This is a genomic window from Micromonospora vulcania (genome assembly GCF_042658605.1).
GTDB lineage: Bacteria > Actinomycetota > Actinomycetes > Mycobacteriales > Micromonosporaceae > Micromonospora > Micromonospora vulcania.
Genome location: NZ_JBHSQS010000038.1, coordinates 1 through 16,434, shown reverse-complemented (window position 1 = coordinate 16,434; position 16,434 = coordinate 1). Strand labels below are relative to the sequence as shown.

Here is a 16,434-nt window from a genome sequence, read left to right as displayed (position 1 = left end):
CGGTACCCGACCGGCTTTCGATGATGACCGGGTGGACGACACCGGCTATCCCTGCCCCGCCTGCCGCGCCCGGGCCGACCTGAGCTCCGGCTGCTCCGGCTGCGGCAGACCGCCCGACCCGATCGCCGCCGAGGTGGTCCGGCTGAGCCGAGAGGTCGCCCAGCTCGCGCCGGAGGTGGAGCGGGCCCGGCTGACGTACACCGAACTGGCCGGTCGGCTGGCGGCCAGTTCCCGTCGACGGACCGAGCTGGCCGCGATCGTCCGCGCCGGGGTGGCCGCCCCGGTCACGGCGCGGTCGGTGCCGCCGGTCGGGCTGGTGTCGGTCGCCGCCCCGGTCGACCCGAAATCCCCGGGCGCGGCGGAGACCTCGACGCGGACGGTCCAGGGTCTGCTCTTCGTCCTCGGTGGACTCCTGCTGGGCACCGCGGCCGTGGTCTTCACTGCGGTGGCCTGGGCTGCGGTGGGGGTCGGCGGGCGGGCGGTGATCCTGGCGGCGGTGACCGCGCTCGCCCTGGCGGTTCCGCTACTGGCGGTTCGCCGGGGGCTGCGCGGGACCGCCGAGACGTTCGCCGCGGTGGGGCTGCTGCTGGTGGTGCTGGACGGCTACGCCGCCTGGTCGGTGAATCTGGCCGGGGTGACCGACTGGCCGGGCACCCGCTACGCCGCGCTGGTCGGGGGGGCCAGCGCGGCGGTCGCCGCGGCGTACGGCCGGTGGAGTCGGCTGACCGGGCCCTGGTTCGCCGCGCTGTTGGCCGCCCAGCCGGTGCTGCCGCTGCTCGCCGCGAAGGCCCGACCGGATGCGGGTGGCTGGGCGTTGGTCCTGCTCGGGGTGGCGCTGCTGAACCTGGCGGTGCTCGCCGCGCTGCGTAACGGGGGAGGACCTGCCCGGCTCGCTGGGCAGGTGCTGGCCGGGATCGGGCACGCTGGCGCGCTGGTCGCCACCGCGGCCTGCGCTCTGGTGCCGCTGCTGCTCGGTCGACTGGCCGGCGTACCGCTGTTGGCCGGAGTGCCGCTGCTGCTGGTCGCGCTGACCGGCCTCGGCGCGGCCTGGCTGTTCGGTGGCCGGGCACTGCGGGCGGTGGCGGCCGGGCTGCTGGTGCCGGTGCTCGCTGCCGCGCTGCTGCGCCCGGTGGCCGAGGTGCAGCCGTCGATCGTGCTGCTCGCGGCGGCCACGGTGGCACTCGTACTGGCCGGTGCGGTGCTCCTGCTGCCGGCCGGTTGGCGTACCGGCCCACGGGTCGGGGCGCTGCTGGTCGTGGCGTTCGCGGCGCAGTCCCTCGTACTGATCACCGCTGGGATGGCGGCCGGCGCCATTGCCCGCTCGCTGCCGCCCTGGCGGGGCGCGGGGACCGGGCCGGAGCTGGACTGGGGCTGGCAGGTGGCCCCCGCCCTGGCGTTGACGCTCGGCGCGGCGGCGTTGCTGCTGCCCCGGAGCGTGCGCGCGGTGCTCGCCACGGCCGGTGCGGTGGCGGTGCTGCTCGCCCTGCCCGTCGGCTGGGCGGCGGCCTGGCCGGCCGTGGTGGCCGTGGACCTGGTCGGTGGGACCGTGCTGCTGCTCGCCGTACTGGCCCGACCGGCGGTCCGACCGGGCACGCTGCTCGCCCGAGCGCTCGGCGGTGCCGTCCTGCTGGGGCATGGGCTGTTGGTGTCCCTGGCCGCCCCGGCCGGCGCCCTGGTGTCGCTCGGCACGGTCGTCGTGGTCGGGCTGGCCTTGGCCGCGCGCCGGGCCCCCGGGCCGTACCGCCGGGTCGCCGGCACCGGCCTGCTGGCCGCGCAGCTCGCGCTGCCGGGAAGCGCCGCGCTGGTGGCGTTCGCCGCGGGCGCCCCGCCCTGGTGGCAGGCGCGCGTCGCGCTGCTCGCCGCCGCGCTGCCGCTGATCGCGCTGCTTGCGGTGCGACGCCACCGGACCGAGCTGATCGGGTACGCGGCGATCGGCGCCGCGCTGGCGGTGACGGTACCCGGGCTCGTGCCCCTGGTCGGGGCGGGCGACGAGCCGGTCGCGTTGTACGCCGCGCTGGCGGCACTGGGCGTGACCCTGGCCGCACGGTGGGGCAAGACGGTGGCCGGCGACCAACCTGACGGTTTGCGGGGGGTGCAAGGGGCGGCGGTGGCCGGCGACCGACCCGACGGTTCGGGGGCGGTCCAGGGGTCGCCGGTGGCCAGCGTCGGCCAGCTGGGCGTGGTGCCGGTGCTGAGTGTCGTGGTGGCGGCGATCGCGGTGCTGGCCGCCCTGCCGGCCCTGCTCAGCGCGCTGGCATCGCCGTACGGCAGCCGGGGGCCGGTGTGGTCCGGGGTACCCACGATCGTCGCCGATCCGGCGGCACTCCCCGCCGGTCTGGCACTGGCCGTGCTGGCGATCACCGCCGTGCTGGCCGGTACGGGGGTCCGCCCGCGGCTGCTGCCGGCACTGCCGTTCGCCGGTGCCGCGTTGCCGGTGCTGCTCGTCGCGGTTGGCGTGCCCTGGCCGGTGCTGCCGGCCGCCATCCTGCTCGGTGGGCTGGCCGCGCTACTGCTCGCCGCGTTGACGGCTCCCCGCCCGGCGCTCGCGCCGATCGCCCTGCCGGTGGGGGCCGTGCTCGCGGCGGCCGGTGTGGTGGGGCTGCTGGCCACCCGCGCCGGCACCCTCGCGGCCGAGGGCGCGCTGCTGGTGGCGGCCGTCGCCGCCGCCGTCGGAGCGCGGCACGTCGAGGTCCGTGTCGCCGGCTGCCTGGCCACGGTGGGGGCGGCTGGCGCGCTGGCGGTGACCGCTCCGCTCGCCGGAGGGCTGCCGCTGCGGACGGCGGCGTACCCGCTGCTGTTGGTGGCCGCGCTGGTGCTGGCCGCAGCCGCCGCGATCAGGCCGCCGGCCGTGCTGGCCGGGCCGTCGGCCGCCGCGGTCCGGTCGTCGGTCGCGCTGGCCGGGCCGTCGGCTGCCGCGGTCCGGTCGTCGGCCGGGCCGCTGGCTGGGTCGCCGGCCTCGTTGCCCGGGTCTCCGGCCGGGCCGCTGGCCGCCGATACCGGGGCCGAGCCGGCGGCGGTGGACGCGGGGGACCGTTGGGGGGTGCGGGCTCGGGTCGGGCGGGTGCTCGATGCCGCCGCGCAGGCGGTGGCACTGGTGGCGGTACTGCTCGCCGTCGAGGTGGCACGGCACCTGGCGACCATCTGCGTGCTCTGGGGCGTCGCGGTCGCGCTGCGGTTGCTGCGCAGGGGTGAACCGACCGGCCGGCGGTGGGGGTTCGCCGGTATCGCTGCCGGCTGCGAGCTGCTCGGGGCGTGGGTGCTGCTGGCGGCCGGCGGGGTGACGGTGCTGGAGGCGTACACCCTGCCGGCCGCGGCGCTCGCCATCGGCGCGGGCCTCCTGGCGCTGCGCGCCCGACCCGGGCTCACCAGCTGGCCGGCGCTCGGCCCGGGGCTGGTCGCGGGGCTGCTGCCGAGTCTGACGTCGGTGCTGGCCGGGCCGGACCCGCAGCCGTGGCGGCGGTTGCTGCTCGGCCTGGCGGCGCTGGGCGTGGTGCTGGCCGGCGCCACGCGCCGCTGGCAGGCACCGGTGCTGCTCGGTGGCGGGGTGCTGGCGGTACTGGCCCTGCACGAGTTGGCCCGTGGTTGGGACCTGCTGCCCCGGTGGATCTACCTGGGGGCCGGCGGGTTGGCGCTGATCGGGCTCGCCGCCAGTTACGAGCGGCGGCGGCGTGACCTCGCCCGACTGCGGGCGGCGGTGGCCCGGCTGGGCTGAGTCGACGCTCGGGGTAGGGCTCGCCCTACCCCCCATTCGGGGGTTGTCAGGGTTACTGACCGCAACCAATGCCAGGAGACTCGGTAGTGAGCCCCGGCCGTCCGGCACGGGCGTGAAAGGGACGGGAGCAGCGATGGCGCTCGGAGCGGTGGCGGAACCGCCGGTACGACGGCGGGGCAGTGATTACGCACAGTTGTCCCGGCGGATCAGTCAGGCGGGACTGTTGGAGCGCCGCCCCGGCTGGTACGCCGTCCGTATCGTGCTCACCCTCGGCGCCTTTCTGGCCGGCTGGGTCGCCGTGCTCCTGGTCGGCGACTCCTGGTGGCAGCTGCCGCTCGCGGTCGTCATGGCGGTGGCCACCACCCAGGTCGCGTTCCTCGGCCATGATGCCGGGCACCGTCAGATGTTCCGTCGGCGCGGTCCCAGCGAGCTGGTCGGACTGCTCGCCGGCAACCTGGCGGTCGGGCTCAGCTACGGCTGGTGGGTCGACAAGCACAACCGGCACCACGCCAACCCGAACCACGAGGACGAGGACCCGGACGTCGGCGCGGGCGCGCTGGTGTGGACGACCGAGCAGGCGCTGGAGACCCGGGGGTTCGGCCGCTGGCTGGCCCGGCGGCAGGCGTACTTCTTCTTCCCGATGTTGCTGCTCGAAGGGCTGAGCCTGCACGTGGCGAGCATCCGGGCGATCGTCAGCCGGGAGCCGGACGGCCGGTACGCCACCCCGATGCGACACCGGGCGGTCGAGGCGGCGTTGCTCGTCGCGCACACCGCCGGTTACCTGGCCGTGCTGCTGCTGGCCATGTCGCCGGGCAAGGCGCTGCTCTTCGCCGTCGTCCACCAGGGACTGTGGGGTCTCTACATGGGCTGTGCGTTCGCGCCGAACCACAAGGGCATGCCGATGCCGACCGCCGAGGACGAGCTGGACTTCCTGCGTAAGCAGGTGTTGACCTCGCGCAACGTACGGGGCAGCCGCGTCGTGGACACCGCGCTGGGCGGCCTCAACTACCAGATCGAGCACCACCTGTTCCCGAACATGCCCCGGGCCAACCTGCGCCGGGCCCAGCCGATCGTCCGCGCCTACTGCGTCGAGCAGGGCATCTCGTACGCCGAGACCGGGCTGATCGAGTCGTACCGGCAGGCGCTCGGCCACCTGCACGAGGTGGGCCGACCGCTGCGCGGCTGAACACGTTCGTACGCGACGGGGGCGGTGCCGGACGGCACCGCCCCCGCTCGTCGTACCGGTCCGACAGCCCCGCGCCGACGGCCCGCGACCGCCCCGACACCCCGCCACCGCTGGTCGATGCCGTCGGTTGGCCCCGGTAGGGTCGCACCATGGCAGACCTGCTCACCGCGGAAGCGGTGCGAGACGAGCTGGGCGGGCTGACGGGCTGGTCGGGCGACGGCACCGGGATCAGCCGCACGGTGGAGCTGACCAGCTTCCCGGCGGCCATCGCGGTGGTCGACCGGGTGGCCGGGACGGCCGAGGAGTTGGACCATCACCCCGACATCGACATCCGCTGGCGCACGCTGACCTTCCGCTGCGTCACCCACTCGGCCGGCGGGGTCACGCACCGTGACGTCAACCTGGCCCGCCGGATCGACGAGATCATTCGGGGTGCCCAATGAGGTTCGAGATCAGCAAGGTGCTGGACGCCATCGAGGGTCGGGTCTGCACCGACCCGTCATTGGCTCGGGCCGTCCTCGACCTGGCCGAGGTGATTCGCTACCAGGACATCGACGGCGGCCGGCCAGCCAGTCTGCTGCGGCTCGGCATGGTCATCGACGCGCTCTCCCGCGAGCTGGAGGAGGACAGCGTCCAGGTCTACGCGGTGGTGCACCGTGCCCTGCTCTCCGACGCGGACCTCACCTCCAACGAGCGGATGGTGGTCCGCCGGTGGGCTGACGACGGGCTTGTCGAGGTGCTCGACAACCCGGGCGACCGGATGTTGGAGGTCGCCGACCTGCTCGGGCTGCCGGTGCTCAGCCGGGTTCGCTTCGACGGGTTGCGCGGGCGGTTCCCGTGGCTGGTCGATCAGCCCGGTCGGCTGCTCGCCCCGGTGCCCGGCGCCGGTGGGCCGGTGTTCATCGCGCACGTCGGTGGCGGGCACGCGCCGGTGGCCGGCAGCCGCTCGTCGGCCGGGGCCAAGCTGTTGACCCGCCAGTGGCGTTGCCCCGAGTCGGGTTGCGCGCTGTTCGGCGGCGGTGGGGGCGGCTCCTTCGCCGACCTGGCCCGGGTGGAACGCAGCCCGGCCGGGCAGCCCCCGCCCGCGCTGCGCGGCGGCGTACCGACCTGCCCCCGGCACGGCACGCGGCTCAACGACGTCGGCCCTCGGCCGCGTACGGAGGTGCTCGCGGTCCGCGTCGGCGGCCTGGTCCGGCGGCGGTTCGTGCTCACCGACGAGCACCCGGTGGTGGCCGGCCGAGCCCCCGAGCAGGAGGGCGGGATCATGCTCGGCCAGTGGCTCAACGACGAGGCGCGGCGGTGGATCAGCCGTGGTCACGTCCGTTTCGAGCTGCGGGTCGGCGAAATCGTGGTGACCGACGTCAGCACCAACGGCTCCGGTATCCGGCCGAACGGGTCGATGACCGAGTCGGAGCGGATTCCCCTGGCCCCGCAGCAGTCCCGGGTGCTGGGTGAGAACGACATGGTGGAGCTTTACCCCGGCGTGCAGATCGGCCGGGCCGAGGAACTGCCCACCGGCGCTCCGTTCACCCCAACCTCGGTGATGGCCGAGGCCCCCACCATGGCCATGCGCCTACCCCGCCCCTAACCCACCCGCCCCGCCCCGCCCCGCCCCGCCCCGCGCGCGCCCCGTCGATCTAGGGCATATCGTCGTCGGGTGATCTCCGATCACAGCAATATGCCCTAGATCGACGGGGCGGGCGTGGGGGGCGGGCGTGCGGGGTGGGCGTGCGGGGGCGGGCGTGCGGGGTGGGCGTGCGGGGTGGGGGCGGGTGGGGCGTTAGTAAGTTAGGACGGTGGCTAGCTGCGCTACCGCTAGGTCGATCTCCTCTTCGGTGATCACCAGTGGTGGGGCTAGCCGGATGGTGGAGCCGTGGGTGTCCTTGGCGAGTACGCCGCGCTCGGCGAGGCGCTCGCATGCCTCCCGTCCGCTCATCAGCGTCGGGTCGATGTCCAGACCGGCCCAGAGACCGCGGACGCGTACCGCGACCAGGCCCCGGCCGATCAGGCCCTCCAGGCCGGCCCGCAGGCGCTCGCCCAGCTCGGCCGAGCGGCGCTGGAACTCGCCGGTGGCCAGCAGCCGGACCACCTCGATCGCCACCGCGCAGGCCAGCGGGTTGCCGCCGAAGGTGGAGCCGTGCTGGCCGGGCTTGAGTACGCCGAGCACGTCGGCGTTCGCCGCCACCGCGGAGACCGGCACGATGCCGCCGCCGAGCGCCTTGCCCAGCAGGTACATGTCCGGCACGACGCCCTCGTGGTCACAGGCGAAGGTGGTGCCGGTGCGGCCCAGGCCGGACTGGATCTCGTCGGCGATGAACAGGACGTTGCGGTCGGTGCAGACCTGGCGTACGCCGGGCAGGTAACCCTCCGGCGGCACCACCACGCCCTGCTCGCCCTGGATGGGCTCCAGCAGCACGGCCACGGTGTTCTCGTCGATGGCGGCGGCCAGCGCGTCCAGGTCGCCGTACGGGACGACGGTGAAGCCCGGGGTGTACGGCCCGAAGTCGGCGCGGGCGTCCTCGTCGGTGGAGAAGCTCACGATGGTGGTGGTGCGGCCGTGGAAGTTGCCCTCGGCCACCACGATGTTGGCCTGACCGGCGGCCACGCCCTTGACCTGGTAGCCCCACTTGCGAGCCACCTTGATCCCGGTCTCCACCGCCTCGGCGCCGGTGTTCATCGGCAGCACCAGGTCCTTGCCGCACAGCTCGGCCAGCTCGCGGCAGAAGTCGGCGAACTGGTCGTGGATGAACGCGCGGCTGGTCAGCGTCAGCCGGTCCAGTTGGGCGTGCGCGGCGGCGATCAGCTGCGGGTGCCGGTGGCCGAAGTTGAGCGCGGAGTAGCCCGCCAGGCAGTCCAGGTAGCGCCGGCCGTCCACGTCGGTGAGCCAGGCACCCTCCGCGGACGAGATCACCACCGGCAGCGGGTGGTAGTTGTGCGCCGTCCAGCGCTCGGCGTCCCGGACGGCTCCGGGCGTACGCAGAATGTCGTCCACGATCACTTGCTTGCCTTTCCCTGACGGAGTCGCAGCGTGCAGCACTTCGGCCCGCCGCCGGCCTTGAGCAGCTCGGACAGGTCGACACCGATGGTCTGGTAGCCCCGGTCGCGCAGCTTGGCGGCCAGATCGGTGGCCTGTACGGGCAGCACCACGTGCCGCCCGTCGCTGACCGCGTTCAGGCCGAACACCTCGGCGTCGGCCATGGTGGCGTGCACGGCGTCGGGGAAGAGCCGCCGCAGCACGGCCTGGCTGCCAGGGGAGAACGCCTCGGGCAGGTACGCCACGGTCCGCTCGTCGAGCACGGTCAGCGCGGTGTCCAGGTGGTAGAAGCGTGGGTCGACGAGCTGCATGGTGATCACCGGGTAGCCGAAGACCTCCTGCAGTTGGGCGTGCGAGGCGTGCGCGGTGCGGAAGCCGGTGCCGGCCAGCAAGTGATCACCGGCCAGCAGGATGTCGCCCTCGCCCTCGTTGACGTGCTTCGGGTCGTACATCTCGAAGCCGGCGGCCTCGAACCACGCCCGGTAGGCCGGTGCCTCGTCGGCGCGCTGCGGGTCGCGGAACTGCACGGCCATCGCCTTGCCGTCGATCACCGTGCCGCCGTTGGCGGCGAAGACCATGTCGGGCAGGCCGGGCACCGGAGTGATCTCCTCGACGGTGTGGCCCAGGTCGCGGTACGTCTGGCGTAGCTGCTCCCACTGCCGGACGGCCAGCGCGGCGTCGACCGGCGTGGTCGGGTCCATCCAGGGGTTGATGGCGTAGTCGACGGCGAAGTACGTCGGCCGGCACATCAACAGGCGCTGGCTGGTGGCGTCCATCGTCATTGTCCTGCTCCCAGGGGTCGGGCGCGCCCGGCCACCGTGGCCCACGGGCTGGCGCCGTTGCTCAACGTTATGCGGCGTCAGCAGCAGGATCTACCACGGAGAGTTGCGCGGACCGAACATTCGTTGCGTGTGGCCGGCCTGTGGAAGCGATTCGTTGTGCGAGCGGTTCGCCGTACCCCGAAAACACTTCAGGGGCGGCGAACCGCCGCCCCTGAAAGGGTGTGCCCGGCCGGTGAACCACCGGATGAGTTCGGGCGTGCCGGCGAACCGCCGGCAGTCGCCGGTGCATCACCGGCGAGCGGAACAGTGCCCGCTAAAAACGATCGACAAACTGTGAGTCGAGCCACTCGCGGAACCGCTGCACCCAGTCGCCGTTGGTGGTCGGCCAGTCGAACTGGCCGGTCATCGCCAGCACGCCGATCACCACCGCGGCCAGGCCGATCAGCACGCCGAACAGGGCGTCGGTCTTGCCGGCCACGTGCCGGCGGCGGGTGGCGGACAGGCCGAGCACCGAGAGCACCGCGCCGATCGCGCCGAGGCCGATGCCGTACCCGGCCAGGGTGCCGGTCAGCACGAAGAGCGCACCGGCGACGGCGACGATCAGGCCGAGGGTGGCCAGCAGGCTGGCTCGCGGCTTCGGGCCAAGCGTCGTGGGCCGCTCCGGCTCGGTCCGGTCCGGAGTCGGGTCCACCGGGCGGTCGACCGGGCGTACGTCGGTCGCGACCGGGGTCTTCGGCTCGGGCCGGACGGTCGTCCCGTCCCGGTCGATGGTGGCGTCCCGGTCGATGGTGGACGTCGCCTCGGTGACCGGCGCGCGCCGGGTGTCGCCCTCGACCGGCCGGGCCGTGGCGGCACGGGCCACGGCGGCCCGCTCGCCCGCCCGACGCTCGGCCTCGCCGACCTTGTCGGTGTCCCGTTCGGTGGCGACCGAGGTGTCCCGGCCGGTGGCGACCGAGGTGTCCCGGCCGGTGGCGACCGGCTTCTCCCGCTCGGTGGCGATCGGCTCGTCCCGCTTGGCGGCGATCGGCTCGTCCCGCTCGGCGGCGATCACAGTGTCACGGCCGTCGATCCGGCCGTCGAGGTTCTCGTCCTGCGTCGGAGCCGGCTCCGACCGGCGGGACAGCGAAGGAATCCTGACCACAACACACCTCCTGAAGAATGCGTGGTGGCCGTCTGATTCGGGTGGCACCCACGCGGTACGTCACGCAGATACCCAGAAGCGCGATTTCTGACACCGACGGCGGTGGGCCGCCCTCGGCGACCCACCGCGTGTCGTGCGCCGGAGGGCGCGTGGGATCGGTCAGGCCGGCACCGTCCACTTCTGGTTGGCCGCGCCGGTGCAGCTCCACACCTGGGTGGGGGTGGCGTTGGCCGAGCTGTTGCCCACCACGTCCAGACACTTGTTCGCGCTGACGCTCACCAGATCGCGGGCGGCCGTCGCGGTCCACCGCTGGTTCGCGGCGCCGGTGCAGGACCAGATCTGCACCCGGGCGCCGTCGGTGGTGGCGTTGTCCCGGACGTCCAGGCACTTGCCCAGCGCCCGTACGGTGCCGTCGCTGCCGATCGTCCACTGCTGCGCGGCGGTGCCGTTGCAGTCGTACAACTGGACGGCGGTGCCGTCGGCGCTGCTGGCCGCGGCCACGTCGAGGCACTTGCCGGCCAGGCCGACAATCGCGCCGGTCCGGCCCCCGCCGCCCCCGCCGGACTGGCTGCCCGACCAGGTGAAGGTGGCCGTGGTCCGGGCCGGCAGCGAGTACGTGAAGGACTGCCCGCCCCAGACCACCTTGATCGACTGGGAGCCGGTGCCGCCGTTGTGCGCGATGAGTGCCTTGGAGCCGTCCGGGTTGACGTATGCCACGTTCTGCACGGTGCCGTTGGCGGTCGAGTCGATCCGGTACGCCCCGGGCTGGACGAACTTGGTCAGGTGCCCGGTGGTGTAGTACTCGATCGTGTAGTCGACCTGACCGGCCCGGGAACCACCCTCCTGGACGGTGACCAGGCCGGTGCAGGTGCCGCAGCCGCCGTTGTGCGGACCCATCGACTGGTTGAGGGCGAGGCCCCACTTGACCAGGCTGCCGCTCCAGTTACGGGCGTAGTTGACGATGTCGGCCAGGTCCTCGTTGTGCTGGTTGCCGATCCAGGTGCCGCCGGAGTGCTCGGTGCTGAACTGGCGTACCGCCGGGTACTGGTTGCGTACCTGGGTGCCGACCGCCGGGTCGCCGAAGTAGCCGTGCCAGGCGATGCCGCCGAAGAGCGGGTCGTTGCGGACGCCGGGATCGGCCAGCAGCACGGCACCGAAGTTCGGGTGGTCGCCGTAGTTCCAGTCGTGCACCAGCACCTTGGTGCTGAGCCCGGCGGCGCGCAGCGCGGGGTAGAGGTGGTTCTTGGTCAGCTCGACCAGTCCGGACCCGTTCCAGCTCATCCCCGGGTACGTCATCGCCGGCGGGTTGCCGGCCTGGCAGCAGTTCGGCTCGTTCTGCACCGAGAGGTAGTTCACCGCGATGCCGGCGGCCTGGTACGCCTGCACGTAGTTGACCAGGTACTGGGCGTACATCGGGTAGTACTCCGACCGGAGCCAGCCCATCTGGTCCATCCGGCCGTTGTCCTTCATCCAGCCCGGCGCGCTCCACGGCACGCCCATCACCCGCAGCGCCGGGTTGAGCGACCGGGCCTGCGCGGTGAGCAGCCGGACATTGGTGTCGTAGCCGTTGGTGTTGAAGTCGTTCAGGTCGCAGCAGGTGTCGTCGAGCGAGACGTTGCCCGGTCGGGAGAGGTCCGAGGCCCCGATCGGGTTGCGGACGAACGAGAGCCCGATGCCGTCGGTCGGCGAGAAGAGCTTGCGCATCACGGTGTCCCGGGTGGTGGCACTGATCGGGCCGCCCCGGAACAGGTACGCCGTGCTGTCCGTGATCGACGCGCCGCCACCCTCGAACTGCTGGTAGCGGGTGTTCTCGTTGACCGTGATGGTGTGCGTCGCGCCGCCGCTGGTGGCGGCGAAGGCGACCGGCGTCTGCTGTTGCAGGCCGCGGCTGACCTGGCGGCCACCGGAGTCCGAGGTGGTGGTCAGCCAGATGTTGACCGGCTCGTTGGCGGCCGACGCCGGGGTGGGCAGGGCGACCGTCGCGACGGCCGCGGCGGTGCAGAGCGCGAGCAGGGCCGCCGGGACGGCGCGGCGTCGGGACCGCTGACGGTGGCCTGACGGCAGGGGTACGGGGGTGGTGGGCATCTTCGACTTCCTCTCGCGCGGCGGTGCGGGCGGTGCCGGCCGGGCGTTCTTAACAGTTAATATTCCTTAGTAATAGAAGTCAATGGATTCGTTCGAGTTGCTCACCGACGGTGTTGGCCGGGCTGCCCGCTGCGCTGGCTATCCTTGGCACCCGTGCCAGAGGGACACACGATTCATCGCCTGGCGGCCCGGCACGCCGAGCTGTTCGCCGGCGACAAGGTGCACGCCACCAGCCCGCAGGGCCGCTTCGCCGAGGGCGCCGCCCGCCTGTCCGGGACGGTCCTGAACGGCACCGAGGCGTACGGCAAGCATCTGCTGCACCACTACGCCGACGAGTTGACCCTGCACGTACACCTCGGGCTGTACGGGAAGTTCGCCGACGGGCCGGGGGAGCCGCCGGAGCCGGTCGGCCAGGTACGACTGCGGCTGGCCAGCGATCGGCACTGGCTGGACCTGCGCGGGCCGGCCGCCTGCGAGCTGCTCACCCCGCCCGAGGTGGCCGCCCTGCGGGACCGCCTCGGCCCGGACCCGCTGCGCGCCGACGCCGACCCGGAGCGGGCGTACGCCCGGATCTCGCGTAGCCCGACGCCGTTGGCCGCGCTGCTGTTGGACCAGTCGGTGGTGGCCGGTACCGGGCTGATCTTCGTGACCGAGGCGTTGTTCCGGGCCGGACTGCAGCCGACACTGCCCGGCCGACAACTGACCCGGGCCGGCTGGGACGCACTCTGGGTCGACCTGGTCGGGCTGATGCGGCTCGCCGTGGAGCACGGCCGGATCGACACCGTGCGCGACGCGCACCTGCCGGAGGCGATGGGCCGTCCGGCCCGGGTGGACCGGCACGGCGGAGAGGTGTACGTCTACCGCCGCCCCGGCCTGCCCTGCCACGTCTGCGGTACCGAGGTGAGCCGCGGCGAGCTGGCCGGCCGCAACCTCTACTGGTGCCGTACCTGCCAGCCCGGCTGACCGTGCTCGACGATCAGGCTCGGTGCTCGTCGAGCAGCCAACGGATCACGTCGAGCTGGTGGGTCAGGACGGTGTCTCCGGCGAGGGCCCAGGCCAGCGTCTGCCCGATCGTCCAGCCTCGGACCCGCTCCCGGTCCAGGCCCAGTTCGGCGCTGAGCCGATCCAGCCGGTGCCGGACGGCGGCCGGCGAGTGGCCCAACTCCCGGCCGCGCACCATCGGCACCACCGAGAACTCCCGCTCGCCGGTCAGCGGCTTCGGGTCGATCGCCAGCCATGGTTCCCGGTCGGCGGCGAGTACGTTGCCGGCGTGCAGGTCCTGACTGAGCAGCACCTGTTCGCCCTGGCTGGTTGCCAGCTCGCCGAGCAGGGCGAGCGCCGCGTCGAGCAGGCGTCCCTCGTACGGCCGGCCGGCCCGTTCCCAGTTGCGGGGCATCCGGTCGATCCAGCCGGCGGCCTCCTCGGCCAGCGGGGTGAACGGTGCTCCGGCCGGCCGCCAGAGCCGGGGCAGCAGCCCGGTCATCACGTCCAGCGCCCGGTCGACGGGCAGCTCGTGCAGCGGGGTGCCGGGCCGGCAGCGCTCCACCAGCAGCGCCCGCCGTCGTGGGTCGTGCCCGAGCAGTCGGATCGCGCCGTCGTCGTTCCAGTGGGCCAGTGCGTCGGCCTCGTGCTGGCTCTCCGGGTCCGGGTACTGAAGCTTCAGCACCGCCGCCGTGCCGTCGGGCAGCTCGGCGGGGAGCGCCAGGGAGGCGAAGGCGTACCGGAAGGGCGTTCCGAGCCGCAGCGACCACCGCTCGGCGCACTCCGTCAGCCAGCCGGGGAGCGCGTCCAGCCAGGCCCGGCCGGACGGCGAGGCGCGTACCCAGTCCAGTCCCTCGGGCAGTTCCATCCGGTCATCCTGGAGCACCCGCCGGCCGGCCGGAGCGCGGGGCCGGAGGCGGCCCGGTTCCGGTGTGACGTAGTCGAATTGACAGTCGACCGGCCCCGGGAGCAGGGTGGTGCAAGACAACGATGTCAACGGACAATTGGGATAAACTCTCACCGTCCGCCCGCAGATTCTGGCCGTATGCCCCTTCCCTACTCGACGGTGACCAGCTGAAATGACCGACGTGCCCCGATCCGCAGCCGAACCGACCCCTGCCCCGGCCGGTTCACCCGACCTGCCCGACCTTGACGAGTTCCTCGCCGACCAGACCAGCACGCTGCTCGACACGGCCCGCCGCGCGGTCCGGCCCGAGGGCGGCTTTTGGTGGCTGACCGACGACCGCACGCCGGACCGTAGCGAGCCGGTGCACACCTGGATCACCTGCCGGATGACCCACGTGGCCGCCCTCGCCCACCGGCGCGGCGACCCGGACGCCGCCGCCCTGGTCGACCACGGGGTCGCCGCGCTCAGCACACTCCTGCGCGACGACCGGTACGGCGGCTGGTTCAGCGCCGTGGACCAGCAGGGCACGCCGATCAACGAGCGCAAGGCCGGCTACGACCACGCGTTCGTGCTGCTCGCCGCGTCCAGCGCGGCACGTGCCGGGCGGCCCGGCGCGGATCAGTTGCTCGCCGACGCGCTGGCCGTGGTCCGGGACCACTTCTGGGACGCCGACGCTGGCGCGGTCCGCGAATCCTGGAACCGGGACTGGACGGTCACCGAGGACTACCGGGGCGCGAACAGCAGCATGCACATGGTCGAGGCGTTCCTCGCCGCCGCGGCCGCCACCGGCGACGCGAGCTGGACCGAACGGGCCCTGCAGATCGGCTCGCACCTGGTGAACTCCGAGGCCGCCCGGCACGACTGGCGGCTGCCCGAGCACTTCACCGCGGACTGGGCGCCGCTGCCCGACTACAACCGGGACCGTCCCGCCGACCCGTTCCGGCCGTACGGCTCGACGATCGGGCACTGGCTGGAGTGGGCCCGGCTGCTGGTGGAGCTGGAGGCGGTCCTGCCGGAGCCGCCGCGCTGGCTGCTCACCGACGCCCGCGCCCTGTTCGCCGCCTCCGTGCGGCGCGGCTGGGCGGTCGACGGCGCGGACGGTTTCGTCTACACGATCGACTGGGACGACAGCCCGGTGGTCCGCTCCCGGATGCACTGGGTGGTGGCCGAGGCGATCGGAGCGGCGGTCACCCTGTATCGGCGCACCGGGGATGCGGTCTACGCCGACTGGTACCGCGTGTTCTGGTCCTACGCCCGCCGTTACCTGATCGACGACGTCGGATGGCGACACGAGTTGGACCCGCAGAACCAGCCCGCCGGCACGGTCTGGCACGGCCGGCCGGACGTCTACCACGCCTACCAGGCGGTGCTGGTGTCCCGCTCGGCCGACGGGCTCGGTGGCCCCGGCCCGCTCGCACCCGGTGAGGTGTCCGCATGATCGTGGTGGCAGGGGAAGCTCTGATCGACCTGGTGGTCACCCCCGAGGGGCAGCGGGCGGTGCCGGGTGGCTCGCCGGCGAACGTGGCGGTCACCCTGGCCCGCCTCGACCAGCCGGTGCGGCTGCTGGCCCGGCTGGGCACCGACGAGTACGGCCGGCAGGTCGCCGAGCACCTGACCGACAACCGGGTGGACCTGGAATGGGCGGTCCGCGCCGAACAGCCCACCTCGGTGGCGGTGGCCACGCTGGACGCCACCGGGCAGGCCAGCTACGACTTCCGGCTGGACGGCGCGGCGGACTGGCAGTGGACGCCACAGGAGCTGCCCGAGCTGGCGGGTTCCCCGGCGACCGCCCTGCACACCGGGTCGCTCGCGCTCGCGCTGGCACCCGGCGCGGAGGTGCTGGAGGGCCTGCTCGCCCAGGAACGCCGTCGGGACGGGCTCACCATCTCGATCGACTTCAACCTGCGGCCGAGCATCGTCACGGACCGGGCCGCCGAGCAGACCAGGGTACGGTGGCAGGTGAGCCTCGCGCACCTGGTCAAGGCCAGCGACGAGGACCTGGCCTGGCTCTACCCGGACCGGACGGTGCCCGACGTGATGGCCGAGTGGCGCGAGCTCGGGGTCTCCTGCGCCGTGGTGACCCGGGGCGCGGAGGGTGCGCTGCTGCTCGCTCCGGACGGATCGATGCACCAGGAGCCGGCGCGGCCCACCACGGTGGTCGACACCGTCGGTGCCGGCGATGCGTTCACCGGCGGCCTGCTCGCCGCGCTGGCGGATCTCGACGCGCTCGGTGACCGACCGGCCGAGCGGCTCGCCGCGGTGACCGCGCCGCAGTGGGCCACGGTGCTCCGGCAGGCGGCCCTGGTGGCCGCGTTGACCTGTGGCCGCCGGGGTGCCGACCCGCCCCGCCGGACCGAGGTGCAGGCCCTGCTCAACACCGCGAGCTGAGCCCACCCGCACCGGCCCGCCCCGCGCCGGCCCGACCCTCGGCCGGGCGGCGGGGCGTGGCCGGGGCGTGGCCGGGGCGCCGTGCGTGGCTGCCGTTGGCTGGCGGCCATTGGTGCGAGCGACATACCTGTGAGTCATATTTATGGGTCTTCTGCTCGATTCGTGGGTCGCTGGTGATCATCTTCCAGGGAGTTGGGGTCGGGGGCCTCCGAGGCTGA

Annotated in this window: 12 protein-coding genes; 7 read left to right on the top strand and 5 right to left on the bottom strand. The window is 73.5% G+C overall.

Annotated elements, in window-relative coordinates:
- Positions 1–31 precede the first annotated feature (31 nt).
- The 4 genes from ACFQGL_RS30635 (at position 32) to ACFQGL_RS30620 (ending at position 6,486) form a co-directional block, all read left to right on the top strand.
- Positions 32–3,712 carry an SCO7613 C-terminal domain-containing membrane protein gene (locus ACFQGL_RS30635; protein ID WP_377516123.1) on the top strand — a complete coding sequence of 1,227 codons (3,681 nt, stop codon included), beginning with the start codon at positions 32–34 and terminating at the stop codon, positions 3,710–3,712.
- A 133-nt stretch (positions 3,713–3,845) separates the two neighbouring features.
- Positions 3,846–4,898, top strand: coding sequence for a fatty acid desaturase family protein (locus tag ACFQGL_RS30630; protein ID WP_377516122.1), 1,053 nt, complete (start codon positions 3,846–3,848; stop codon positions 4,896–4,898).
- 149 nt (positions 4,899–5,047) lie between these two features.
- On the top strand, positions 5,048–5,341 hold the full coding sequence (locus ACFQGL_RS30625; protein WP_377516121.1) for a 4a-hydroxytetrahydrobiopterin dehydratase: 294 nt from the start codon (positions 5,048–5,050) through the stop codon (positions 5,339–5,341).
- Positions 5,338–6,486 carry an FHA domain-containing protein gene (locus tag ACFQGL_RS30620; protein WP_377516120.1) on the top strand — a complete coding sequence of 383 codons (1,149 nt, stop codon included), beginning with the start codon at positions 5,338–5,340 and terminating at the stop codon, positions 6,484–6,486. The genes ACFQGL_RS30625 and ACFQGL_RS30620 overlap by 4 nt, the downstream gene beginning before the upstream one ends.
- 192 nt (positions 6,487–6,678) lie before the next feature.
- Here ACFQGL_RS30620 and rocD read toward each other — a convergent pair whose 3' ends face one another.
- From rocD to ACFQGL_RS30600, 4 genes are all read right to left on the bottom strand, one after another.
- On the bottom strand, positions 6,679–7,893 hold the full coding sequence (gene rocD / locus ACFQGL_RS30615; RefSeq protein ID WP_377516142.1) for an ornithine--oxo-acid transaminase: 1,215 nt from the start codon (positions 7,891–7,893) through the stop codon (positions 6,679–6,681).
- On the bottom strand, positions 7,893–8,708 hold the full coding sequence (gene ddaH / locus ACFQGL_RS30610; RefSeq protein WP_377516141.1) for a dimethylargininase: 816 nt from the start codon (positions 8,706–8,708) through the stop codon (positions 7,893–7,895). Before ddaH ends, rocD begins: the two co-directional genes overlap by 1 nt.
- 319 nt (positions 8,709–9,027) lie before the next feature.
- Positions 9,028–9,855 carry a thrombospondin gene (locus ACFQGL_RS30605; protein ID WP_377516119.1) on the bottom strand — a complete coding sequence of 276 codons (828 nt, stop codon included), beginning with the start codon at positions 9,853–9,855 and terminating at the stop codon, positions 9,028–9,030.
- 159 nt (positions 9,856–10,014) lie between these two features.
- The gene (locus ACFQGL_RS30600) at positions 10,015–11,940 is read right to left on the bottom strand and encodes a lectin (protein ID WP_377516118.1); all 1,926 of its coding nucleotides are present in this window, start codon (positions 11,938–11,940) and stop codon (positions 10,015–10,017) included.
- Positions 11,941–12,093: 153 nt separating this feature from the next.
- Between ACFQGL_RS30600 and ACFQGL_RS30595 the strand changes: the two genes are divergently transcribed.
- Positions 12,094–12,903, top strand: coding sequence for an Fpg/Nei family DNA glycosylase (locus ACFQGL_RS30595; RefSeq protein ID WP_377516117.1), 810 nt, complete (start codon positions 12,094–12,096; stop codon positions 12,901–12,903).
- 13 nt (positions 12,904–12,916) lie between these two features.
- Here the strand turns inward: ACFQGL_RS30595 and ACFQGL_RS30590 are convergent, their stop codons facing one another.
- On the bottom strand, positions 12,917–13,789 hold the full coding sequence (locus ACFQGL_RS30590) for an aminoglycoside phosphotransferase family protein (protein WP_377516116.1): 873 nt from the start codon (positions 13,787–13,789) through the stop codon (positions 12,917–12,919).
- A 211-nt stretch (positions 13,790–14,000) separates the two neighbouring features.
- Between ACFQGL_RS30590 and ACFQGL_RS30585 the strand changes: the two genes are divergently transcribed.
- Together ACFQGL_RS30585 and ACFQGL_RS30580 are read left to right on the top strand one after the other, a co-directional pair.
- Positions 14,001–15,266, top strand: a complete 1,266-nt coding sequence (locus tag ACFQGL_RS30585; protein WP_377516115.1) for an AGE family epimerase/isomerase — start codon at positions 14,001–14,003, stop codon at positions 15,264–15,266.
- Positions 15,263–16,216 (top strand): carbohydrate kinase family protein, encoded by a 954-nt coding sequence (locus tag ACFQGL_RS30580; protein ID WP_377516114.1) that lies wholly within the window; start codon positions 15,263–15,265, stop codon positions 16,214–16,216. Before ACFQGL_RS30585 ends, ACFQGL_RS30580 begins: the two co-directional genes overlap by 4 nt.
- The last annotated feature ends 218 nt before the right edge of the window (positions 16,217–16,434 follow it).